General features: G+C 68.5%; 24 protein-coding genes. 5 read left to right on the top strand and 19 right to left on the bottom strand.

Annotated features, from left to right (window positions below):
* Window positions 1–239: 239 nt before the first annotated feature.
* Window positions 240–1,607 carry a UDP-N-acetylglucosamine diphosphorylase/glucosamine-1-phosphate N-acetyltransferase gene (locus B1L07_02145; GenBank protein ID AUZ54131.1) on the bottom strand — a complete coding sequence of 456 codons (1,368 nt, stop codon included), beginning with the start codon at window positions 1,605–1,607 and terminating at the stop codon, window positions 240–242.
* A 281-nt stretch (window positions 1,608–1,888) separates the two neighbouring features.
* Between B1L07_02145 and B1L07_02140 the strand changes: the two genes are divergently transcribed.
* Window positions 1,889–2,272: a hypothetical protein gene (locus B1L07_02140; GenBank protein AUZ54130.1), complete on the top strand. Its 384-nt coding sequence runs from the start codon at window positions 1,889–1,891 to the stop codon at window positions 2,270–2,272.
* A 104-nt stretch (window positions 2,273–2,376) separates the two neighbouring features.
* Here B1L07_02140 and B1L07_02135 read toward each other — a convergent pair whose 3' ends face one another.
* The 9 genes from B1L07_02135 to B1L07_02095 form a co-directional block, all read right to left on the bottom strand.
* Window positions 2,377–2,799 (bottom strand): F0F1 ATP synthase subunit epsilon, encoded by a 423-nt coding sequence (locus B1L07_02135; protein ID AUZ54129.1) that lies wholly within the window; start codon window positions 2,797–2,799, stop codon window positions 2,377–2,379.
* Between the two features lie 83 nt (window positions 2,800–2,882).
* Window positions 2,883–4,289, bottom strand: a complete 1,407-nt coding sequence (locus B1L07_02130) for a F0F1 ATP synthase subunit beta (protein ID AUZ54128.1) — start codon at window positions 4,287–4,289, stop codon at window positions 2,883–2,885.
* Between the two features lie 37 nt (window positions 4,290–4,326).
* Window positions 4,327–5,190 (bottom strand): F0F1 ATP synthase subunit gamma, encoded by an 864-nt coding sequence (locus tag B1L07_02125; GenBank protein ID AUZ54127.1) that lies wholly within the window; start codon window positions 5,188–5,190, stop codon window positions 4,327–4,329.
* 78 nt (window positions 5,191–5,268) lie between these two features.
* Window positions 5,269–6,816, bottom strand: a complete 1,548-nt coding sequence (locus B1L07_02120) for a F0F1 ATP synthase subunit alpha (protein ID AUZ54126.1) — start codon at window positions 6,814–6,816, stop codon at window positions 5,269–5,271.
* A gap of 44 nt (window positions 6,817–6,860) precedes the next feature.
* Complete coding sequence (locus B1L07_02115) at window positions 6,861–7,388, bottom strand: F0F1 ATP synthase subunit delta (GenBank protein ID AUZ54125.1); 528 nt, start codon at window positions 7,386–7,388, stop codon at window positions 6,861–6,863.
* 3 nt (window positions 7,389–7,391) lie between these two features.
* Window positions 7,392–7,862, bottom strand: coding sequence for a F0F1 ATP synthase subunit B (locus B1L07_02110; protein AUZ54124.1), 471 nt, complete (start codon window positions 7,860–7,862; stop codon window positions 7,392–7,394).
* Window positions 7,863–7,973: 111 nt separating this feature from the next.
* Window positions 7,974–8,276, bottom strand: a complete 303-nt coding sequence (locus B1L07_02105; GenBank protein ID AUZ54123.1) for a F0F1 ATP synthase subunit C — start codon at window positions 8,274–8,276, stop codon at window positions 7,974–7,976.
* A 74-nt stretch (window positions 8,277–8,350) separates the two neighbouring features.
* The gene (locus B1L07_02100; GenBank protein ID AUZ54122.1) at window positions 8,351–9,148 is read right to left on the bottom strand and encodes a F0F1 ATP synthase subunit A; all 798 of its coding nucleotides are present in this window, start codon (window positions 9,146–9,148) and stop codon (window positions 8,351–8,353) included.
* A gap of 27 nt (window positions 9,149–9,175) precedes the next feature.
* Window positions 9,176–9,508 carry a hypothetical protein gene (locus tag B1L07_02095; protein AUZ56410.1) on the bottom strand — a complete coding sequence of 111 codons (333 nt, stop codon included), beginning with the start codon at window positions 9,506–9,508 and terminating at the stop codon, window positions 9,176–9,178.
* Between the two features lie 443 nt (window positions 9,509–9,951).
* On the opposite strand from B1L07_02095, the gene B1L07_02090 reads away from it, so the two are divergent.
* Complete coding sequence (locus B1L07_02090) at window positions 9,952–10,776, top strand: hypothetical protein (GenBank protein ID AUZ54121.1); 825 nt, start codon at window positions 9,952–9,954, stop codon at window positions 10,774–10,776.
* Window positions 10,777–10,881: 105 nt separating this feature from the next.
* Here the strand turns inward: B1L07_02090 and B1L07_02085 are convergent, their stop codons facing one another.
* Window positions 10,882–11,232: a hypothetical protein gene (locus B1L07_02085; GenBank protein AUZ54120.1), complete on the bottom strand. Its 351-nt coding sequence runs from the start codon at window positions 11,230–11,232 to the stop codon at window positions 10,882–10,884.
* 29 nt (window positions 11,233–11,261) lie between these two features.
* Here B1L07_02085 and B1L07_02080 point away from each other — a divergent pair, with 29 nt between their 5' ends.
* A complete protein-coding gene (locus tag B1L07_02080) occupies window positions 11,262–11,702 on the top strand; it encodes a hypothetical protein (GenBank protein AUZ54119.1) in 441 nt (146 codons plus the stop codon).
* On the opposite strand, the gene B1L07_02075 is transcribed toward B1L07_02080, so the two are convergent.
* From B1L07_02075 to B1L07_02065, 3 genes are all read right to left on the bottom strand, one after another.
* Window positions 11,657–13,816 (bottom strand): dihydrolipoyl dehydrogenase, encoded by a 2,160-nt coding sequence (locus B1L07_02075; protein AUZ54118.1) that lies wholly within the window; start codon window positions 13,814–13,816, stop codon window positions 11,657–11,659. The genes B1L07_02080 and B1L07_02075 overlap by 46 nt on opposite strands.
* A gap of 17 nt (window positions 13,817–13,833) precedes the next feature.
* Window positions 13,834–15,210, bottom strand: coding sequence for a branched-chain alpha-keto acid dehydrogenase subunit E2 (locus tag B1L07_02070; GenBank protein AUZ54117.1), 1,377 nt, complete (start codon window positions 15,208–15,210; stop codon window positions 13,834–13,836).
* A gap of 152 nt (window positions 15,211–15,362) precedes the next feature.
* Window positions 15,363–15,947 (bottom strand): DNA-deoxyinosine glycosylase, encoded by a 585-nt coding sequence (locus tag B1L07_02065; GenBank protein AUZ54116.1) that lies wholly within the window; start codon window positions 15,945–15,947, stop codon window positions 15,363–15,365.
* Between the two features lie 197 nt (window positions 15,948–16,144).
* Between B1L07_02065 and B1L07_02060 the strand changes: the two genes are divergently transcribed.
* Window positions 16,145–16,795: a hypothetical protein gene (locus tag B1L07_02060; GenBank protein AUZ54115.1), complete on the top strand. Its 651-nt coding sequence runs from the start codon at window positions 16,145–16,147 to the stop codon at window positions 16,793–16,795.
* A 90-nt stretch (window positions 16,796–16,885) separates the two neighbouring features.
* On the opposite strand, the gene B1L07_02055 is transcribed toward B1L07_02060, so the two are convergent.
* The 5 genes from B1L07_02055 to B1L07_02035 form a co-directional block, all read right to left on the bottom strand.
* A complete protein-coding gene (locus B1L07_02055; GenBank protein AUZ54114.1) occupies window positions 16,886–17,644 on the bottom strand; it encodes a lipo-like protein in 759 nt (252 codons plus the stop codon).
* A 243-nt stretch (window positions 17,645–17,887) separates the two neighbouring features.
* The gene (locus B1L07_02050) at window positions 17,888–18,688 is read right to left on the bottom strand and encodes a methionine ABC transporter substrate-binding protein (GenBank protein ID AUZ54113.1); all 801 of its coding nucleotides are present in this window, start codon (window positions 18,686–18,688) and stop codon (window positions 17,888–17,890) included.
* Window positions 18,689–18,717: 29 nt separating this feature from the next.
* Window positions 18,718–19,407, bottom strand: a complete 690-nt coding sequence (locus B1L07_02045) for a metal ABC transporter permease (GenBank protein ID AUZ54112.1) — start codon at window positions 19,405–19,407, stop codon at window positions 18,718–18,720.
* On the bottom strand, window positions 19,404–20,411 hold the full coding sequence (locus B1L07_02040; GenBank protein AUZ54111.1) for a methionine ABC transporter ATP-binding protein: 1,008 nt from the start codon (window positions 20,409–20,411) through the stop codon (window positions 19,404–19,406). The genes B1L07_02045 and B1L07_02040 overlap by 4 nt, the downstream gene beginning before the upstream one ends.
* Before the next feature lie 114 nt (window positions 20,412–20,525).
* A complete protein-coding gene (locus B1L07_02035; GenBank protein ID AUZ54110.1) occupies window positions 20,526–21,437 on the bottom strand; it encodes an EamA family transporter in 912 nt (303 codons plus the stop codon).
* Between the two features lie 81 nt (window positions 21,438–21,518).
* Between B1L07_02035 and B1L07_02030 the strand changes: the two genes are divergently transcribed.
* Complete coding sequence (locus B1L07_02030; protein AUZ54109.1) at window positions 21,519–22,619, top strand: hypothetical protein; 1,101 nt, start codon at window positions 21,519–21,521, stop codon at window positions 22,617–22,619.
* Window positions 22,620–22,654 lie beyond the last annotated feature (35 nt).

Genomic DNA, 22,654 nt, shown 5'->3' with positions numbered 1-22,654 from the left:
GCCTGCCGCATCGCGCTAGCGTGCGTCGCCGGCGATGGCGGTTGCCGCGGTGGCTGCCGGCACCTGCCCGGCGTACCGATACCACGCGCCGCACCCGTATACCCGCGGCGCTGCCCGGCGCGCGTCGCCACCCGGCCGGCACTGCGGGCCGGCACTGCGATGGACGCCGCCAACAGTGGGCACTACGCGCACAACCGGTGCCGCCCGCGCATTGCCGCAGCGCCGCCACGGCCGGCAGGTCAGGCCTTCTTCTGCGGGCGCTTCCAGCCTTCGATGGTCTGCTGGCGGCTGCGCGCCACCGTCAGCCGGTCCTCCGGCGCATCGCGGGTGACCACCGAGCCGGCGGCGATGGTGGCGCCGTCGCCCAGCGTCACCGGCGCCACCAGCGAGCTGTTGGAGCCGACGAACACGCGGTCGCCGATACGGGTCTGGAACTTGTTCACGCCATCGTAGTTGCAGGTGATGGTGCCGGCGCCGATGTTGCTGCCGCTGCCGATCACCGCATCGCCCAGGTAGGTGAGGTGGTTGGCCTTGCTGCCCTTGCCCAGCGTCGCGTTCTTGGTCTCGACGAAGTTGCCCACGTGCACGCCGTCGGCCAGCACCGTGCCCGGGCGCAGCCGGGCGAACGGGCCGATCAGCGCGGCGCCGTCGCTGACCACGCCGTCCAGGTCGCAGTGCGGCCGCACCTGGGTGCCGGCACCGAGCTTGACGTCCTTCAGCCGTACGAAGGCGCCGATGGTGACGCCATCGCCCAGCTCGACCTCGCCCTCCAGCACCACGTTGGCGTCGATCTGCACGTCGCGGCCGACCTTGACCGTGCCGCGCTGGTCGAAGCGCGACGGATCGAGCAGGCGCACGCCCTGTTCGCACAGCGCACGCGCCGCGCGCAGCTGCCAGGCCCGCTCGAGCTGCGCCAGCTGCCAGGAATCATTGGCGCCCTCGGCTTCCTGCGGGTCGGCCACGTGCACCAGCAGCGCCGGGGTGTACTCGGCGGCCGCCGCGGCGAACACATCGGTCAGGTAGTACTCGCCCTGTGCGTTGGCGTTGGACAGGCCCGACAGCCAGCGCCGCAACGCGGTCGATTCGGCGGTGATGATGCCGGTGTTCACGGTGCGGATGCGCTTCTGCTCGTCGTTGGCATCCTTCTGTTCGACGATGGCCGCGACCTTGCCTTCGGCATCGCGCACCACGCGGCCGTAACCACCCGGGTCGTCGAGTTCGGCCACCAGCACCGCGAGCCGCGGCGCGTCGTGCAGCAGCGCGCGCAGGGTATCGGCACGGATCAGCGGCACGTCGCCGTACAGCACCAGCACCTGCGCGGTATCCGGTACCGCCGGCATCGCCTGCAGCACGGCGTGGCCGGTGCCCAGCTGCTGCACCTGCTCCGCCCAGGCCAGGTCGTCCTGGCCGGCGAAGGCGGCGCGCACGGCCTCGCCACCGTGGCCGTGCACCACGTGGATGCCGGCAGGCTGCAGCTGCCGCGCGGTCTCGATCACGTGCGCGAGCATCGGCCGCCCCGCGACCGGTTGCAGCACTTTGGGCAGGGCCGATTTCATGCGCTTGCCGGCGCCGGCGGCGAGGATGATGACGTGCAGCGGGTGGCTCATCGGCGGACTTCCGGTAATCGATGCAGGGATTCTAAGAAGGCACCGGCAGGCCGTCGAGCGCGGTGGCGCGCCACCACCGGGCATGTGCCTGGCAGGCCTGCGGCGCGCCTGCCGCCGGCCCCGTGCGTCAGGCGCATGATCGCCACGGGAAATCCCGCAGCTGGACGATGCCCCGCGCAGGGCGCGCGACCACTGCAGCGCACGTGCCCCGCGCGCGCCATGGGCATGCGGCCGCCGCCAGCGGGTAGCATGGGCGCCTTTCCCTGCCTGCGTTCATCCCGATGACCCTGTTGCGACAAGGCGGTCGCTATATCGCCGCCGGCCTGATGCAGTTGCTGCTGGACTGGCTGGTGTTCGTGGCGGCCACCGCCGCCGGCCTGCCGCCGGTGCCCGGCAACCTGCTCGGGCGCGGCAGCGGTGCCCTGCTCGGCTTCTGGCTCAATGGCCGCTACACCTTCCCGCGCGCGGACGGACGCCGCCACGGCTGGAAGCACTTCGCCCGCTTCCTCGCGTTGTGGCTGCTGATGACCGCCGCCAGCAGCGGGCTGCTGGCATGGACCACGCACGCGCTGGGGCTGCAGATGGCATGGCTGGCCAAGCCGCTGGTGGAAGGCGGGCTGGCGGTACTGAACTTCTTCCTGCTGCGCCACGTGGTCTACCGCTGACCGGAGCGATGCGCGTGCCGGGCAAGCCCGGCACCTGCGGGTGGGCAGCCAACGAAAAACGCCGGGCAAGCCCGGCGTTTTTCGTTACCTTGACCGCACCGTGCTCAGTGCTTGAGGTTGCGGCGCAGGCGCTCCAGCGCCTGCAGCTGCGCGGTGACTTCGGCCAGGCGCTGCTGCGCCTCGGCCAGCTCCATGGCTTCGCCACGGTTGGCCAGCACGCGCTCGGCTTCTTCCTTGGCCTTGCGCACCGCCGCCTCGTCGATGTCGGTAGCGCGGATGGCGGTGTCGGCCAGCACGGTCACGACCTGCGGCTGCACTTCCAGGATGCCGCCGGAGATGGCGAAGTCCAGGTGCTCGCCGGCGGCGGTGGTGACCACGACCTTGCCCGGCTTCAGGCGGGTGATCAGCGGCGCATGCTTGGGCGCGATGCCCAGCTCGCCCAGCTCACCGGTGGCCACGACCAGGGTCGCTTCGCCGCTGAAGATCTGCTGCTCGGCACTGACAATGTCGCAACGGATGGTGCTCATGGAACTCTCTTCGCCTGGTTGGGTGGGCCTGCGCCCACCGCAGGATGCCGCAGAGGCGGAGCGGACTCCGCCTCACGCCGGAATTAGGCCTTTTCGGCCATCTTCTTGGCCTTCTCGACCGCTTCTTCGATGCCGCCGACCATGTAGAACGCCTGCTCCGGCAGGTGGTCGTACTCGCCATCGACGATGGCCTTGAAGCCACGGATGGTTTCCTTCAGCGGCACGTACTTGCCCGGCGAGCCGGTGAACACTTCGGCCACGTGGAACGGCTGGCTGAAGAAGCGCTCGATCTTGCGCGCGCGCGACACGGCCTGCTTGTCTTCCTCGGACAGCTCGTCCATGCCCAGGATGGCGATGATGTCCTTCAGCTCCTTGTACTTCTGCAGGGTCTGCTGGACGCGCTGGGCGGTTTCGTAGTGCTCGTTGCCGATGACCTGCGGGTCCATCTGGCGCGAGGTCGAATCCAGCGGGTCCACCGCCGGGTAGATGCCCAGCGAGGCGATCGAGCGCGACAGGGTCACGGTCGAGTCCAGGTGGGCGAAGGTGGTGGCCGGCGACGGGTCGGTCAGGTCGTCCGCGGGCACGTACACAGCCTGGATCGAGGTGATCGAACCGGTCTTGGTCGAGGTGATGCGCTCCTGCAGGACGCCCATTTCCTCGGCCAGGGTCGGCTGGTAACCCACCGCCGACGGCATGCGGCCCAGCAGCGCGGACACTTCGGTACCGGCCAGCGTGTAGCGGTAGATGTTGTCGACGAACAGCAGCACGTCCTTGCCCTTGCCGTTGGCGTCCTTCTCGTCGCGGAAGTACTCGGCCATGGTCAGGCCGGTCAGGGCGACGCGCAGGCGGTTGCCCGGCGGCTCGTTCATCTGGCCGTACACCATCGCCACCTTGTCCAGGACATTGGAGTCCTTCATCTCGTGGTAGAAGTCGTTGCCCTCGCGGGTACGCTCGCCCACGCCGGCGAACACGGACAGACCCGAGTGCGCCTTGGCGATGTTGTTGATCAGCTCCATCATGTTGACGGTCTTGCCGACGCCGGCGCCGCCGAACAGGCCGACCTTGCCGCCCTTGGCGAACGGGCACATCAGGTCGATGACCTTGATGCCGGTTTCCAGCAGCTCGGTCGAGGACGACTGGTCTTCGTACGACGGCGCGGCGCGGTGGATTTCCCACGAATCGGAGGCGGCGACCGGGCCGGCCTCGTCGATCGGGCGACCCAGCACGTCCATGATGCGGCCCAGGGTGCCGGCGCCGACCGGCACCGAGATGGCGCGGCCGGTGTTGTTGGCGACCAGGCCACGCTTCAGGCCATCGGTGGAACCCAGCGCAATGGCACGGACGATGCCGTCGCCGAGCTGCTGCTGGACTTCCAAGGTGATGTCGGTGTTCTCGACCTTCAGCGCGTCGTACACCTTCGGCACGTCGCTGCGCGGGAATTCGACGTCGACGACGGCGCCGATGATCTGAACGATCTTGCCCTGACTCATTGCTGCATCCTCTAATTAAATGCTTTGACTGTGCGCGTCAGACTGCTGCCGCGCCGCCGACGATTTCGGAGATTTCCTGGGTGATCGCTGCCTGGCGGGCCTTGTTGTAGACCAGCTGCAGGGTTCCGATCAGCTTGTTCGCGTTGTCGCTTGCCGCCTTCATCGCCACCATGCGTGCCGCGTGCTCGGAAGCAACGTTCTCCAGCACGGCCTGGTACACCAGCGACTCGATGTAGCGCGTGATCACGTGCTCGAGCACGGTCGCGGCATCGGGTTCGTACAGGTAGTCCCAGTCGTGCGAGGCGACCTGCGTGTCGCTGGCCGGCAACGGCAGCAGCTGGTCGAAGGACGCCTTCTGCGTCATCGTGTTGATGAAGCGGTTGTAGACCAGGTACACGCGATCGACCTTGCCTTCGGTGAAGGCGTCGAGCATCACCTTGATCACGCCGATCAGCGTCTCCAGCTTCGGCTGGTCGCCGATGTGGGTGACGCTGCCGACCATGTTCACGTTGACCCGGCGGAAGAACACGCTGGCCTTCTGGCCGATGGTCACCATGTCGATCTCGGCGCCCTTTTCCTGCCAGCCGCGCATTTCGGCCACGGCCTTGCGGAACAGGTTGTTGTTCAGGCCGCCGGCCAGGCCGCGATCGGAGGAGATCACGATGTAACCCACGCGCTTGACGTTGTCGCGCTCGACCAGGAACGGATGCTGGAAGTCGGTGCTGGCCTGGGCCAGGTGGCCGATCACCTGCTTCATCGCCTGCGCGTACGGACGCGAGGTCTTCATCCGATCCTGCGCCTTGCGGATCTTGGAGGCGGAGACCATCTCGAGCGCGCGCGTCACCTTGCGGGTGTTCTGCACGCTCTTGATCTTGGTTTTGATTTCGCGTCCGCTTGCCATCTCTTATTCCCATGGAGCGGGGGCCTTCCCCCGCTGTGTCACAGTGAAGCGGGGCCAAGGCCCCGCTCTACGTGCGGCTTACCAGCTGCCGGTGGTCTTGAACTCGGAGATGCCCTTCTTGAAGGCGGCTTCGATCTCGTCGTTCCAGGCGCCGGTGGCGTTGATCTTGGCGGTCAGCTCGCCGGCGGTGTTGGCGAAGTGGGCGTGCAGGCCCTCTTCGAACGCCAGCAGCTTGTTGACCGGCACGTCGTCCAGGTAACCCTCGTTGACGGCGTAGATCGACAGCGCCTGGTTGGCGATGGACATCGGCGCGTACTGCTTCTGCTTCATCAGCTCGGTGACGCGCTGGCCACGCTCCAGCTGCTTGCGGGTGGCTTCGTCCAGGTCCGAGGCGAACTGCGCGAACGCCGCCAGCTCACGGTACTGGGCCAGCGAGATGCGGATGCCGCCGGACAGCTTCTTGATGATCTTGGTCTGGGCCGAGCCACCAACGCGCGACACCGAGATACCGGCGTTCACGGCCGGGCGGATGCCGGCGTTGAACAGGTCGGTTTCCAGGAAGATCTGGCCGTCGGTGATCGAGATCACGTTGGTCGGGACGAACGCGGACACGTCGCCGGCCTGGGTCTCGATGATCGGCAGCGCGGTCAGCGAACCGGTCTTGCCGGTGACCTTGCCCTCGGTGAACTTCTCGACGTACTCCTCGGACACGCGGGCTGCGCGTTCCAGCAGGCGCGAGTGCAGGTAGAACACGTCGCCCGGGTAGGCTTCGCGGCCCGGCGGACGCTTCAGCAGCAGCGAGATCTGGCGGTAGGCCACGGCCTGCTTGGACAGGTCGTCGTACACGATCAGCGCGTCTTCGCCGCGATCCATGAAGTACTCGCCCATGGTGCAGCCGGCGTAGGCGCTGATGTACTGCATCGCGGCCGACTCGGAAGCGGTGGCGGCCACGACCACGGTGTGGGCCAGCGCGCCGTTCTCTTCCAGCTTGCGCACGATGTTGGCCACGGTCGAGGCCTTCTGGCCGATCGCGACGTACACGCACTTGATGCCGGTGCCCTTCTGGTTGATCACCGCGTCGATCGCCATGGCGGTCTTGCCGGTCTGGCGGTCACCGATGATCAGCTCGCGCTGGCCACGGCCGATCGGGATCATCGAGTCGACCGACTTGTAGCCGGTCTGCACCGGCTGGTCGACGGACTTGCGCCAGATCACGCCCGGGGCAACGCGCTCCACCGGAGCGGTCAGCGAGGTGCCCAGCGGGCCCTTGCCGTCGATCGGCTCGCCCAGCGCGTTGACCACGCGGCCGAGCATTTCCGGACCCACCGGCACTTCCAGGATGCGGCCGGTGGTCTTGGCCACGTCGCCTTCGCGCAGGTGCTCGTAGTCGCCCAGCACCACGGCGCCGACCGAGTCGCGCTCCAGGTTCAGCGCCAGCGCGTAGGTGTTGTTCGGCAGCTCGATCATTTCGCCCTGCATCACGTCGGCCAGGCCGTAGATGCGCACGATGCCGTCGGACACCGAGGTCACGGTGCCTTCGTTGCGCGATTCCGCGGACAGCGCGACCTTCTCGATGCGGTTCTTGATCAGTTCGCTGATTTCGGAGGGGTTGAGCGTGGTAGCCATCGTCAAGTCCTAGTGCCGGCGATCAAGCCGGACGATAAGTGAATTCAGTTTGCGAGCGCGGTCTGCAGGCGCGACAGCTTGCCCTTGAGCGAACCATCGATGACCACGTCGCCGGCATCGATCACGGCGCCGCCGATCAGCGAAGCGTCCACCGCGGTCGACACCTCGACGTCGCGGCCGAAGCGGCGACGCAGCGCGAGCTTGATCTTTTCCAGCTCGTCGGCCGACAGCGCGGCCGCCGAGGTGACGGTGGCCTTGACCACGTTCTCGGCTTCGGCGCGCAGCTGGTCGAACAGGCCGGCGATCTCCGGCAGCTGCTGCAGGCGGTGCGATTCGGCCAGCAGGTTCAGGAAGCGGCCGTAGGTTTCGCCCGCCGCTTCCGGGGCCAACAGGGCCACGGCGTCGCCGCGGGCCAGCTCCGGATTGGACAGCAGGGCCGACACGCGCGGATCGGCGGCAACGCGGGCGGAGAACGCAAGCGCTTCGGACCACGGCGCGAACTTGCCTTCCTCGCGCGCAATCGCGAACGCGGCGCGGGCATACGGGCGGGCAAGCGTGAGGGCCTGGCTCATCTATCAGATCTCCGCGGCCAGCTCGTCGAGCAGCGCCTTGTGGGCGTTGGCGTCGATTTCGCGCTTGAGCAGCTTCTCGGCACCGGTCACGGCCAGCACGGACACCTGCTTGCGCAGGTCTTCGCGGGCGCGGTTGGCGGCGGCGTCGATTTCAGCCTGGGCCAGTTCTTTCTGGCGGTTGGCTTCGGCGATGGCTTCGTTCTTGGCGGCCTCGACGATCTGGTTGGCGCGGGCATGGGCCTGGTCGATGATCTCGTTGGCCTTGCCACGGGCTTCCTTCAGCGCCTCGTTGACCTTCACTTCCGCCTGGGCCAGGTCTTTCTGGCTGCGATCGGCCGCGGCGAGGCCTTCGGCGATCTTCTGCTGGCGCTCTTCGATGGCCTTCATCAGCGGCGGCCAGATCTTGGTCGCGATGATCCAGATCAGCGCGGCAAAGGCCAGTGCCTGTGCAAAGAGGGTGAGATTGATATTCATGGGTTAGCTCGATCGCTGGTGTCGGGGTGGTTGCGCCGCCGTGGCGGCGCAACCGGACCTTCATCCGAAGCCGGATGCCCGCAGGCACCCGGCCGTCTCACTTCAGCTGGATCAGCCCGCCAGCTTGGCGGCTTCGGCCAGCAGGGCAGCGGCCAGCGGGTTGGCGAAGGCCAGCAGCAGGCCGACGGCGACCGAGATGATGAACGCGGCGTCGATCAGGCCGGCGGTGATGAACATGCGGACCTGCAGGACCGGGATCAGTTCCGGCTGGCGGGCAGCCGATTCCAGGAACTTACCAGCCATGATGGCCAGACCCAGACCGGCGCCCAGCGCGGCCAGGCCGATCATGATGCCGACGGCAAGGGCGGTGGAGCTCTGAACTTGGGCGAGATTGGTCAGGACGGCGAAGTACATGGTTTTCTCCGAGAACTAAGGGTAGCTAAGGGTGATGAAACGGATGAAGGTTGGAACTGGTTGAAGCTTGTAGCTTAGTGGCTGTCTTCCGACAGGCTCAGGTACACGATCGACAGCATCATGAAAATGAAGGCCTGCAGCGGAATCACCAGCAGGTGGAACAGCATCCAGCCCAGGCCGAATACGCCACCGGCAACAGCACCGAACAAGCCGGCGCCGCCCAGCACCCAGATCAGCAGGAAGACGATCTCGCCGCCGAACATGTTGCCGAACAGTCGCATCGCCAGGGAGATCGGCTTGCTCAGCCACTCGACGATGTTGAGGATCAGGTTGAACGGCATCATCCACTTGCCGAACGGGGCGGTCAGGAACTCCTTGACGAAGCCGACCAGGCCCTTGGAACTGAGCGAGAAGAAGACCATCAGGAAGAACACGCTGATCGACATGCCCAAGGTGGCATTGACGTCGGCGGTCGGCACCGGCTTCCAGTAGTGGACGCCCGCCCATTCCAGCGGCTTGGCGATGAAGTCGGCCGGGATCATCTTGATGAGGTTCATCAACAGGATCCAGAAGAAGATGGTGATCGCGATCGGCGTCACCAGCTTGCTCTTGCCGTGGTAGGTGTCCTTGGCCTGGCGGTCGACGAACTCCAGGCAGATTTCAACGAACGCCTGCCACTTGCCCGGCACGCCAGCGGTGGCCTTGCGGGTGGCCATCCAGAAGGCGAACACCATCAGCAGGCCCATCAGCACCGCGGTGACGACGGTATCGACGTGGATGGTCCAGAAGCTGCCGCCGTCCCCGACCTTGGCGGTCAGGTTCTGCAGGTGATGCTGGATATAGGTGGTAGGGGTTAGAGCCTCGCCCGCCATGAGTCCGGATACCTTTTGTGAATTCGATCAACGCCTGGCCAGAGCCAGAACCTGGAACATCAGCGCCACTGGAATCGCTGCCAGCAGGGCCAAGGGAGGAAGCCGCCACCAGACGAACGCCATTGCCAGCACGGCGACAATCAGCACGATCTTCAGCGCGAACCCCAGGAACATGCGGATCATCGCCGAACCGGCGGCCTGAACGCCGCCGCCGAGTCCCACCCATGCCGCCAGCACCGTCCCCGCCACCACCGCCACGCCGGAAACCAGCGCGCCCAGGGCGTACTTCGGCCCCAACAGCAGGAAGGCCAGCGCGAGGACAACCACTGCGACCAGCGGGTACACCGCGGCACGCAGCATCAGCCGCCGACCCGCATCAACGGAGTTCAGCACGTGGAATGTCCTGCTTCATGGAACAAGGAGATCTGGCGGCGCCGGGGGCGCCTCGTCGAGCCGCGAAAGTATAGCAGCGGGACATTTTGCGAGACAACCGCCACAAGCCGCCCCCCTGCGGATCGCAAGTTGCGGCATTTACTGGAATTTTCAGCCGTCCCGGGTTAGGGCGGGCGAATCCCGTTTTTGCGCTGCAACATGCGGAACTTCGGCCGCGGCGGCGGGTCACACCTGCACGTCCGCCGCCATTACCTCGTCGATGTGCGCGACGGACGCACCGGGCGAGGTGGCCCGCCCAGGGCCACCTCGCCGCATTTTGCACACCGCGTGCACTCCGCGGTCACGCAGGTGCCACATCGCTTCGGCCACGGTAGCCGCTCCCTGATTTCCTACACGGAGCGAACCGAACGATGCGCCTCCCCCCGCACCTCACGACCTGCGCCTCCTGCGCGCTTGCCCTGGCCCTGCTGCAGGCCGCGCCCGCCCACGCCGCGGACGGCGATCCGCGCTTCACCCTGCGCCTGGGCGCGATGAACATCGATTCGTCCAATACCCTGCGCGGCAGCGGCACGGTCGGCGGCCAGGAACTGGCCTTCGACGAGGATTTCGACCTGGGGGGCAAGGAATGGGAGCCGCGCGTGGACGGCCTGTTCCGCATCAGCGAGCGCCAGCGGCTGATCTTCGATTACTTCCGCTACGACAAGGACCGCCGCCAGGCGCTGGGCGAGAGCATCAGCTTCGACGGCACCACGGTGCCGGCCGGCAGCTTCGTCAAGGGCAACCTGAAGTACCAGGTGGCCAGCCTGGTCTACGACTACGCGGTGGTCGACGGCGAGCGTTTCGACCTTGGCCTGCAGCTCGGCGCCGAGTACGCCAAGGTGGACGCCAACGCCTATGCCGACCTCGGCCAGCTGTACCAGGGCCAGGTGCTCGACGAGAAGACCGACGGCATTGCCCCGGTGGTCGGCGCGCGCCTGACCTTCACCCCGTCCGAGCACTGGCTGATCAACCTGCAGGGCCAGTACCTCAACACGCGCTGGGGCAACTTCGATGACTACGAAGGCGACCTGAGCCGCGCCAACGCCATCGTGCAGTACAACGTCAACCCGAACTTCGGCATCTTCGCCGGCTACGACTGGTTCAAGCTCGACGTCGACCGCAAGGGCAGCGACGGCCTCATCGGCCTGAAGCAGGAATTCAAGGGCCCGCTGGTCGGCGTGAGCCTGTCGTTCTGACCCGGCCGGTCACGGCATGCGTGGCGGCGGGCCATGCCCGCCAGGCGCCATGCGGGCAACGCGCACCGCGCGGCATGGCAACGCGTCCCGGCACCGATGGCAGGCCTACAGCAGCCTGCCTTCGGCATCGGTGGCCGGCGCCGGGAACATCTGCGCCGCGACGCAGAGGTAATCCGCCAGCGGCATCTGCCCGATGCTGGCGCGGCGCTGGTCCACCTGTTCCGGCGCTTCCATGGCCTTGGGCTGCCACCTGCCGCCGATGGCGGCGAGCTGGCTGCCGTAACGCTGCGGCTTGCCGGCGTTCACCAGCACCCGGTCGGTCAGCAGGGCGAATTCGCGCGATGAGACCTCGCCGCTGGCCAACCGCGGCGCCAGCCCGTCCAGCACCTGCCGCTGCAAGCCGGCATCGGCGTCGGCGTGCTGCACCAGCAGCCAGGCCGCGCGCAGGCCATCCACGCCAACCGCGCGCACGTCCGGCAGTCCCCATGATCGGCGACCACCTGCCTGATCTTCGCCAGGTTCGCCGCGTCCACCGCAAGCATCTTCTCGACCATCGCCTGCGACCAGTCGCCGTCGCGCGCCTGCTGGTCCAGGCGCGCCATTTCCAGCAGTTGTTCGCGCAACCGCGGTTCGGACGGCTCGATGCCGGCGCTCCTGCGCGCCAGTGCCTGTTCGCGCAGCCTGTCCGCCTCCACGAATGGCGCCGCACCCGGGCATTGCAGCAGCGCCGCCTCCAGCTGCGGGTCCGCCTCCTCCACCTCCTCCGCCAGCGCACCGCCCGCACCTGCCAGCCACACCGCCGCCACGATCGCTCGCCACATTTCCCTGTTCCTCCGGACGCCGGAAACGACGACGCCCCGGTGAAGGGGCGTCGCGTGGATCACTTCTTCTTCGGGAGGTACAGGTCGGTGATGGTGCCGTCGTAGATCTCCGAAGCCATCGCCACCGATTCGCTCAGCGTCGGGTGGGCGTGGATGGTGTGGCCGATGTCCTCGGCCTCGGCACCCATCTCGATGGCCAGGCCGATTTCGGCCAGCAACTCACCGGCATGCACACCGACGATGGCACCGCCGATCACACGATGGGTCTCTTCGTCGAAGATCAGCTTGGTGAAGCCCTCGGTGCGGCCGATGCCGATGGCGCGGCCGCTGGCCGCCCACGGGAACTTGGCCACGCCGACCTTCAGCCCCTTGGCCTTGGCCTCGGTCTCGGTGACGCCGACCCAGGCGATCTCCGGGTTGGTGTAGGCCACCGACGGGATCACCCGCGCCACCCACTCCTTCTTCTCGCCGAATGCGACTTCCGCGGCCAGCTTGCCCTCGTGCGTGGCCTTGTGCGCCAGCATCGGGTTACCGACGATGTCGCCGATGGCGAAGATGTGCGGGACGTTGGTGCGCATCTGCCGGTCGACCGGGATGAAGCCGCGGTCGGTCACCTCCACGCCGGCCTTGTCGGCATCGATCTTCTTGCCGTTCGGCGCGCGACCCACGGCCACCAGCACGCGGTCGAAGGTGCCGCTTTGCATCGCCGGCTTCTCGCCCTCGGTGGCGGCCTCGAAGGTCACGGTGATGCCCTTCCTGTCGGCGGTGACGCCCGAGGCCTTGGTCTTCAGGTGCACTTCGATGCCCTGCTTCTTCAGGCGCTCGGCCAGCGGCTTGACCAGGTCCTTGTCGGCGCCCGGCATCAGCTGGTCCATGAACTCGACCACGGTGACCTGGGCACCCAGCGCGCCGTACACGGTGGCCATTTCCAGGCCGATGATGCCCCCGCCCACGACCAGCAGCGACTTCGGCACGTCGGCCAGTTCCAGCGCGTCGGTGGAGTCCATCACGCGCTTGTCGTCCCACGGGAAGTTCGGCAGCTTCACCGCCTGCGAGCCGGCGGCGATGATGCACTGCTCGAAGCGCAGCAGCTGGGTCTTGCCGTCGTCGCCGGTGATCTCCAGTTCGTTGGCCGAAACGAATTTCGCCACGCCCTGCACGGTGCGCACCTTGCGCTGCCTGGCCATGCCGGCCAGGCCCTTGGTCAGCTGGCCGACTACCTTTTCCTTGTACTCGCGCAGCTTGTCCAGGGTGATCTTCGGCTTGCCGAAGGCGATGCCCAGTTCTTCGGCATGCGCGGCATGGTCGATGATCTCGGCCGCATGCAGCAGCGCCTTGGACGGAATGCAGCCGACGTTGAGGCAGACGCCGCCGAGGCTGGCGTAGCGCTCGACCAGCACCGTGTCCATGCCCAGGTCGGCCGAACGGAACGCGGCGGTATAGCCGCCCGGGCCGGCGCCCAGCACCACCATGCGGCACTCGATGTCGGCGGCGCGGCCGGTCGACGGCAGCGCCCGCGCGGCCACGGCCGGGTCCGGTGCGCGGTGCGACGGGGTCACCGGCGGCTTGCTGCCCGGCGCCACGTTGCCGGCGCCCGCCGCGGGCGTGGCGCCCTGCGCGTCCAGCACCACCACCACGTCGCCCTCGGACAACTTGTCGCCGAGCTTGACCTTGATCTCCCTGACCACGCCGGCGGCGGTGGACGGCACTTCCAGCGTGGCCTTGTCCGATTCCAGCGTCACCAGCCCCTGGTCCTTCTTCACCGTGTCGCCCACGGCCACCAGGATCTCGATCACCGGCACGCCGCTGTAGTCGCCGATGTCCGGCACCTTGATCTCGACCGGGCCACCGCTTGCGGCCGGGGCCGGAGCCGCCGGCGCGCTCACCGCCGCCGGCGCGGCCGCAGCCGCGGCGGCTGGCTGCGCGGCGGGAGCCGGCGTCGCGGCGGGGGCGGCAGGCGCAGGTGCGGCGGCCGCGCCTGCGGCTTCCAGCACCACCACCACATCGCCCTCGGACAGCTTGTCGTCGAGCTTGACCTTGATCTCCCTGACCACGCCGGCGGCGGTGGACGGCACTTCCAGCGTCGCCTTGTCCGATTCCAGCGTCACCAGGCCCTGGTCCTTGGCCACCGTGTCGCCCACGGCCACCAGGATCTCGATCACCGGCACGTTGCTGTAATCGCCGATATCGGGGACTTTGACTTCAATCGTGTTCGCCATCTTTCAAGTCCTCGGGATCAGAGCAGCACGCGGCGCATGTCGGCCAGCACCTGCGACAGGTACGTGGTGAAGCGCGCGGCCAGGGCGCCGTCGATGACGCGGTGGTCGTAGCTCAGCGACAGCGGCAGCAGCAGCTTCGGCGCGAACTCCTTGCCGTTCCAGACCGGCTGGATCGAGGACTTGGAGACGCCCAGGATGGCCACTTCCGGGGCATTGACGATCGGGGTGAACGCGGTGCCGCCGATGCCGCCCAGCGAGCTGATCGAGAAGCAGCCGCCGCTCATCTCGGCCGGGCCCAGCTTGCCGTCGCGCGCCTTCTTCGCCAGTTCGCCGGTTTCCTGCGCGATCTGCACCACGCCCTTCTTGTCCACGTCGCGGATGACCGGCACGACCAGGCCGTTCGGCGTGTCGGCGGCAAAGCCGATGTGGAAGTACTTCTTCAGGGTCAGGTTCTCGCCGCTGGCATCCAGCGAGGCGTTGAACTCGGGGAACTTCTTCAGCGCCGCGGCGCTGGCCTTGATCAGGAACGCGAGCATGGTCAGCTTGATGCCGGCCTTCTCATTCTCCTTGTTCAGCGCCACGCGCAGCGCTTCCAGGTCGGTGATGTCGGCCTGGTCGAACTGGGTGACGTGCGGAATCATCGCCCAGTTGCGCGCCAGGTTGGCACCGGAAATCTTCTTGATCCGCGACAGCGGCTGCACTTCGGTCTCGCCGAACTTGCTGAAGTCCACCTTCGGCCACGGCAGCAGGTTCAGGCCACCGCCGGCGGCCACCGGGGCGCCGGCCACGGCAGCACCGCCACCGGTCAGCGCGCCCTTGACGAACTTCTGCACGTCGGCCTTGGTGATGCGGCCGCCCTTCTCGGTGCCGGCCACCTGGGCCAGATCCACGCCCAGCTCGCGGGCGAACACACGCACCGCCGGGCTGGCGTAGGGCACGTTGGACGGCAGCACGCCCTCGGCGTTGAACTGCACCGGCGGGCTGGCCGGCTTGCTGGCGGCCAGCACGGCTTCCTGCGCGATTTCGCGCTGGGCCAGCTTGTCCGCCACCGGGGCCACGGCCACCGGCTCGACCCTGGCGCCGGTCTCGGCGGTCGGCTCGACCTTGGCCGGTGCGGCCGGCGCGGCGGCGGCGGCCGGCTTTGCGCTCTCCTCGGCCACTTCGATCAGCGCCACGACCTTGCCCTCGGACAGGGTGTCGCCGACCTTGACCTTGATTTCCCTGACCACGCCGGCCACGGCCGACGGCACTTCCATGGTCGCCTTGTCCGATTCCAGCGTGACCAGGCCCTGGTCCTTCATGACCGTATCACCGACGGCGACCAGCACTTCGATCACCGGGATGTCGCTGTAGTCACCGATATCGGGGACAACTGCTTCCTTGATTTCGGCCATGAAACTACTCCAGCAACAGTGAGGGAAACTCCTATTGTGGCGCCAGTGCGGCGCAGCGCCAACCGCCGCCCGTGGATTCGCATACGTATGTCCGCGGACAGGGACGGGCCATGGCAGGCCAGGCGCGGCTGCGCACGCCCGCCGCGCGGGCATCACCGGCCAGGCGCCTGTCCCGGCCTGTCTCCACGGCCAGGCACTGCGGAAATGGACTGTTCCGCCACCGGCAGCCACGGCGCCAGCCGGCGCCATTCATCCAGCAGCCGCGCGAACGACCAGGCGGCGTTGGCCGGGCTGGTGGACGGCAGCGCCAGCACGGTCACTCCATGTCCGGCGGGCAACGCGGGGTGCACATGGCGTTCGAACGCCTGCGCCGCCGCGGCGCCGTTGCAGGCGATCGCGCGCAGATGCGGCAACCGCCCGAGCAGTTCCGGCAGCGGGTTGGCGACTTCGCTGCCACGGACGATGGCCGCGTCCAGGCTGCCGCGCCGCCGGCACCGGCCGATCACGTCCCACAGGCCGACACCGGCCTGCTGCAGCCGGGCCAGTCGCAATGGATAGTCCAGTGCCGGGTCGAAACCGCACAGTGCCCCCATCAGCGGCCAGAAGCGATTGCGCGGATGCGCGTAATAGCGCGCCGCCTGCAGCGAAGCCATGCCCGGCATCGAACCGAGCACGAGCACGCGGCAGTGCGCGTTCACCTGCGCAGGCAACCCCAGCAGCAGTGTTTCGTTCGTCACGCGCGACCCAACTCCATGAATGATCCTGCCGCAGCCGCGCCCGCCATTCCGGGCGTGGCGCCATTTTCGCTGAACGACACAGCATGAGGGCATTGGCGCGTACGGATCGATTCATCCTGCCGCGGCGAGGATGGGCGCGCCCCGAGCGAGGGCCTCGATAACAACGCAATCCCGAGAGCACTACGAGGAGTCACCCCATGCGTACCATCAAGATCATGAGTTTCGCCGTCCTGGGCGCCCTGGCGCTGTCGCCCGCCGCGTTCGCGCAGGACGCCGGCGCCGCGCCGGCCGATACCGCCTCCGGCAAGCGCTTCGCCGTCGTCGGCGGCGTGACCCTGCTGCAGCCCAAGAGCGGCCCGGCCACCGGCATCGACAAGGTCGACGGCGGCCCGGCGCCGACGCTCAGCGCCAGCTATTACTTCAACGACAACGTCGCGGTCGAACTGTGGGGCGCGGCGGACAAGTTCGACCACCGCGTGCGCACCAGCGGCGGCGCCAAGGCCGGTACGGTCGAGCAGCAGCCGCTGGCGCTGAGCGCGCAGTACCACTTCGGCGCGGCCGACAACGTGTTCCGTCCGTTCGTGGGCGCGGGCTACTACGAGTCGAACTTCAGCAACGAGAAGATCGACGGCCTGGGCGCCAGCGGCGACCACGTGGGCCTGCGCACCGCCAAGGGCGCCATCGGCACGGTCGGCGTGGACATGAACATCAACTCCACCTGGTTCGCCCGTGCCGACGCGCGCTACATGCATGCGCGCCCGGAACTGAGCGTGGCCGGTAGCGGCACCGGCGAGAAGCTCAAGCTGGACCCGTGGACCGTGGGCTTCGGCATCGGCGCCCGCTTCTGATCCAGCCCGCAAACGGTGCCAACGGCAGGCACGGACCGTCCGCGGTCCGTGCCTGTCGCGTTCATGGCCCCCGGCGCTGCGCCAGCAAGGTCATGGGGTACCGTCGTCGCCCCACTGCAGGGTGCGGTAATCGAAGCCCGACTGCAGCCGCGGCTTGACGATCTCGAAGAACGGGGACACGTCGAAATCGCGCGGCGTGTACAGGCTGTAGTTGCGGATATGCAGGATCTCGCGCTGCTGCTGGCGGCCGCCGGCATGGCCAAGCACGGTCTCGATCCCGGGCAGGATCGGGTAGCGGATCGACTCGAACGCCTGCGCCAGCAGGGTCGAGCAGATCGCCTTGGTCGGCTCGCCGCTGCCCAGCGCGATCATGCGCCGGCGCATGTGCCCGGGCACCGGCGGCAGGATCAGGTAGCGCGCCAGGTCGAACACGTTCTTCAGGTCGTAGCTGTAGCCGATGCGCGCGCGCATGAAGCCGACCAGCTGGTCGATGACCGGCGGCGGCAGTCCGTGCGCGCGGCAGATGCGGGTATGCACGTCACTGAACGCGTCCAGCGGCACCCGCCGCACACCCGCTTCCACGTCCACGTCGATCAACATCGGCCGCCGCGGCCCGCCCGGCTCCAGCGCTTCCTCGCCGATATACAGCGCCGCGTGCGACCAGGTGGACTGGGTGAGGTACTTGATGACGGTGGAGAAGCGGCTGTTGCCCTCCACCAGCAGCACGTCGCCACGGCGCAGGGTGCGCGCCAGCAGCTGCGGGCCACTGGTGGGCGGATGCGCCTGCCGGCGCCGCGGCTGTGCCAGGAAATGCGCCATGCGGCGCCCGGCAAAACGCAGCAATCCCATCCCTGCCCTCCGCGAAAGCGTGGGGGGAAGCCTAGCCCCCGCCGCCGCCGCCGCCGCACAACCGCTCGGCGCATGGCGGCGGCGCGTTGCGGCGGCGCCTTGCGCGGCGTGCGCCAGCGGCATGTTGCCCGGCGCTACGCCAGGAGCAGGCCCGCGTGCTTGCGGAATCCAGCGGCGTCACACCTGCGCCGGCGGCGCGCAGGGCGCCGCCGCACGCGCGGGCCGGCAGTGCGCGGTTCGCGCTCAGAACGCCGGCAGCACCGCACCCTTGTACTTGTGCTCGATGAAGGCCTTCACTTCCGGGCCGGTCAGCGCCTTGGCCAGCTTCTGCACGCGCGCGTCGTCGCGGTTGTCCGCGCGCGCGACCAGGAAATTCACGTAGGGCGAATCCTTGCTTTCGATCGCCAGCGCGTCACGGGTCGGGTCGAGCCCGGCGTCGAGCGCGTAGTTGGTGTTGATCAGCGCCAGGTCGACCTGGTCGAGCACGCGCGGCAGCATCGCCGAGTCCAGCTCGCGGAACTTGAGCTGCTTGGGGTTGTCGACGATGTCGCGCTGGGTGGACAGCGCGTTGGATGGATCCTTCAGCTTGATGACGCCGGCCTTGTCCAGCAGGATCAGCGCGCGGCTGTTGTTGCTCGGGTCATTGGGAATGACCACGTCGGCACCGGCCGGCAGCTCGGCCAGCGACTTGACCCGGCGCGAATAGGCGCCGAACGGCTCGATGTGCACGCCGACCACGGTCACCAGCCGGGTCTTGCGGTCGCGGTTGTAGGCATCCAGGTACGGCTCGGTCTGGAAATAGTTGGCATCCACCTGTTTCTGCACCAGCTGGTCGTTGGGCTGCACGTAGTCGTTGAACACGCGCACGTCCAGGGTGACGCCCTGCTTCTGCAGGATCGGCTTGACCACTTCCAGGATCTCGGCGTGCGGCACCGCGGTGGCGGCCACCACCAGCCGGGATTCGTCGGTGGCGGGCTTGCCGCAGGCCGCCAGCGCCAACACGGCGGCAGCGGCGAGCAACGGACGGAACAGGGAAGTCTTCATCGGTATTCCAGTGCGGGAAGGGGAGCCGCTCAACGGCGAGTGTAGTGGCGTACTAGGCGGTCGCCCAGCATCTGCAGCAGCTGCACCAGCACCAGCAGCAGCACCACCGTGACCAGGGCCACGTCGGTGTGCGAACGCTGGTAGCCGTCGCGGAACGCCAGGTCGCCGAGCCCGCCCGAGCCGATCGCGCCGCCCATGGCGGTGAAGCCGATCAGGGCGATGGTGGTGACCGTGGCGCCGGCGATCAGCCCCGGCCGCGCTTCGGGCAGCAGCACCTTGAACACCAGCTGCGCGGTAGTGGCGCCCATGGCCTGGCTGGCCTCGATCACGCCGCGGTCGACCTCGCGCAGCGCCGTCTCGACCAGCCGCGCGTAGAACGGCGCGGCGCCGACCACCAGCGGCAGGATCGCGCCGCGCACGCCCAGCGAGGTGCCCATCAGCGCCAGCGTCACCGGGATCAGCACGATCATCAGGATGATGAAGGGCACCGAGCGCAGCACATTCACCACGAGCGCGGTGAGCCCGTACAGCAACGGGCGGCGGTGCAGCTGCGGCGAGCCGGTGAGGAACAGCAGCACGCCCAGCGGCAGGCCGATGGCCAGGGTCAGCGGCAGCGAGCCGGCCAGCATCAGCAGCGTGTCGACGGTGGCCTGGCCGATGTCGGCCCATTTGCCGGCATCCAGGTGGCGGAAGAAGCCGTCGGTGGTGGTGGCGATCATCGACGCAGTTCCTCCACGTGCACGCCGGCCTCGACGAAACCGGCCTGGGCGGCGTTCTGGTCGCCGCCCACCAGGGCGACGGTCAGCTGCCCGTAGGGCGTGTCCTTGATCCGGTCGATGCGGCCGGACAGGATGTTGTAGTCCACCCCGGTCTGCCGCGCGATGCGGCCCAGCAGCGGTTCGTAGGTACCGTCGCCGAGGAAGGTCAGGCGCACGATGCGCCCGCCCACGGCGGCGAAATCACGGTGCAGTTCACCCTCGTCCACGTGCTCGGATTCGGACACGAAGCGGCGCGTGGTCGGGTGCTGCGGATGCAGGAACACCTCGCTCACCGGCCCGCTCTCGACCAGGCGGCCGGCATCGAGCACCGCCACCCGGTCGCAGACCCGGCGGATCACGTCCATTTCGTGGGTGATCAGCACGATGGTCAGGCCCAGTTCGCGGTTGATCTTCGCCAGCAGCGCCAGCACCGAGGCGGTGGTCTGCGGGTCGAGCGCGCTGGTGGCCTCGTCGCACAGCAGGATCTTGGGCGCGGTAGCCAGCGCGCGGGCAATGCCCACCCGCTGCTTCTGCCCGCCGGACAGCTGTGCCGGGTACTTGGCCGCGTGCGCTTCCAGGCCGACGGTATGCAGCAGCTCGGCCACGCGTGCGTCGATCCGCGCCTTCGGCGTGCCGGCCAGCTCCAGCGGGAAGGCGACGTTGCCGGCCACGGTGCGCGCCGACAGCAGGTTGAAGTGCTGGAAGATCATGCCGATGCGCCGGCGCAGCGCGCGCAGCCCCTCGGCGTCGAGCGCGGTGGCATCCTGGCCGTCGATCAGCACGCGGCCGCCGCTGGGTTCCTCCAGGCGGTTGATCAGGCGGATCAGGGTCGACTTGCCGGCCCCCGAATGGCCGATGATGCCGAACACCTCGCCGGCGCCGATCGCCAGGTCGAGCGGATGCAGCGCGGTGATCGCGCGGCCGTCCACGGCATAGGATTTGTGCAGGTTCTGGAACTCGATCACGGCCAGGCAGCGGGCGGACGGAAGGGCGGCAAGCCTAGCAGCGCCGCGGCCGCGGCGCCTGCACGGGCAGGGGGAATCTTATTCCTTTTGGTTCTATGCATGCCCGGACGGCCGTCAGGGGTGGTCCACCTGCCCCGCCCGCCGCGCGTGCTGGACCCGCTCGCGGTGCAGCAGGTACAGGCCGCTGGCGACGATGATCGCCGCGCCGACCCAGGTCATGCGATCCGGCAGCACGCCCCACAGCAGCAGGTCCCAGCCGATCACCCAGACCAGCCCGGTGTATTCCAGCGGCGCGATCATCGACGCCTGCCCCAGCTGGAAGGCGCGGGTCAGCGCGATCTGCCCCAGCGCGCCGGCCAGGCCCATGCCGGCGATCAGCCCGGCGTGCCGCCACTGCAGCGGTTGCCACTGCGGCCACGCCAGCAGCCCGGCGCCGATCGCCATGATCAGCAGGAACCAGACCACCATGGACTGTGGCGTATCGGTGCGGGTCAGCAGGCTCACCGTCACCGCGGCGATGGCATAGGCGGTTGCCGCCAGCAGCACCATCAGCCCCGGCAGCGAGATGAAGCCGTCCACGCCCGGGCGCAGGACCACCAGCACGCCGACCAGGCCGACGCCGATCGCGACCCAGCGCCGCGGCCCCACCCGCTCGCCCAGCAAGGGCACCGACAGCGCGGCCACCAGCAGCGGCGCGACGAAATAGATCGAATAGGCGGTGGACAGCGGCAGGCTGCGCAGCGCGTAGACGAAGCAGCCGATCATGGCCATGCCCAGCGCGCCGCGCAGCAGGTGCAGGCCCCAGCGCACCGGGATCAGCGAGCGCGGGCCGGCAGTGGCCAACACCCACACCAGGACGAACGGCAGCGAAGCGGCGCCGCGCAGCATGGTGACCTGCAGGGTCGGGTAGCTGGCCGACAGCAGCTTCATGCCGGCGTCCATCAGCGAAAAGAAGGCGACGGCGGACAGCATCCACGCCACGGCGGCGGCGGGGGAGCGCGGAACGGGGGAGGATGAAACGGACATGGCGCGATTATCGCAGGCCACGCCGGCAACCGCCGCCGCGGTGCCGTTATGCTCGCCGCATCTTCCGCCGGAGCCGGATGCATGCCTGTCGCTTCCACCCCGCTTCGCTGCCTGGCCCCACTGGCCCTGTCCCTGGCCTGCGCGACGGCCGCCGCGCAGGCGCCTGCGGCCACCGACCTGGCGCGGCTCGATGGTTTCGCCCTCGGGCTGGAGGCGGCCGGACGCTTTTCCGGCGTGGTGCTGGTCGCACACGACGGCCAGGTGGTGTTCGAGAAAGCCTACGGCCTGCGCGACGAGACCGGCGAGGCGCCGCTGCGCACCGATGACCGCCTGAACCTGGCGTCCGCCGGCAAGATGTTCACCAGCGTGGCGATCCTGCAGCAGGTCGCTGCCGGCCGCATCACCCTGGACAGCCACGTCGGCGAGGTGCTGGAGGACTACCCCAACCGCGCCTTCGCCGACACGGTGACGGTGCGGCAGCTGCTCACCCACACCGCCGGCGCCGGCGACGTGGACGAACTGTTCGGCGCCGAACATGCGGCCGAGCGCGCGCGGCTGCGCAGCGCCGCCGACATCATCGCCCTGCACGGCCGGCGCGCGCCGGAGTTCGCCCCGGGCACGCAGCAGAAATACGGCAACTATGGCTACGTGGTGCTGGGGCGGATGGTCGAGGTACTGTCCGGGCAGGACTTCGAGTCCTACGTCCGCGCGCATGTGCTGGCGCCGGCCGGGATGACCCGCACCGGCTTCGTCGACTGCGACGCCCCGGCACCGGACCTGGCGGCGGGCTATGCGGAAGTCGAAGGCCGGCGCGTGCGCAACTGCGCCACGCTGCCGGCGCGCGGTTTCGCCGCCGGCGGGCAGGTGGCGCCGGCCGGCGACCTGCTGCGCTTCGTGCAGGCCCTGCGCGACGGCCGGCTGCTGCCCCTGCCGCTGTTCAGGCAGGCGACCACGCCGCAGCACGAGTTCATGGGGCTGGGTTTCTTCGCCACGGGCTACGGCCCGGGCGTGCCCGAACGCGACTTCCGCTGGGGGCATGGCGGCAGCGCCGACGGCATCTGCACCGACGTGCGCAGCTACCCGCATACCGGCGAAACCGTGATCGTGCTGTCCAACAAGGACGCGCCGGCCTGCTTCGCGGTATCCAACCTGCTGCATGCGCAGTGGAAGGACGCGCCCTGACGACGGCGCCACCGGGCGATCGCCTAGAATGGCCG

It is taken from the genome of Stenotrophomonas acidaminiphila, from assembly GCA_002951995.1.
Classification (GTDB): domain Bacteria; phylum Pseudomonadota; class Gammaproteobacteria; order Xanthomonadales; family Xanthomonadaceae; genus Stenotrophomonas; species Stenotrophomonas acidaminiphila_A.
Note: the sequence above shows the minus strand (reverse complement) of the source record. Positions and strands in the feature narration are given on the sequence as shown.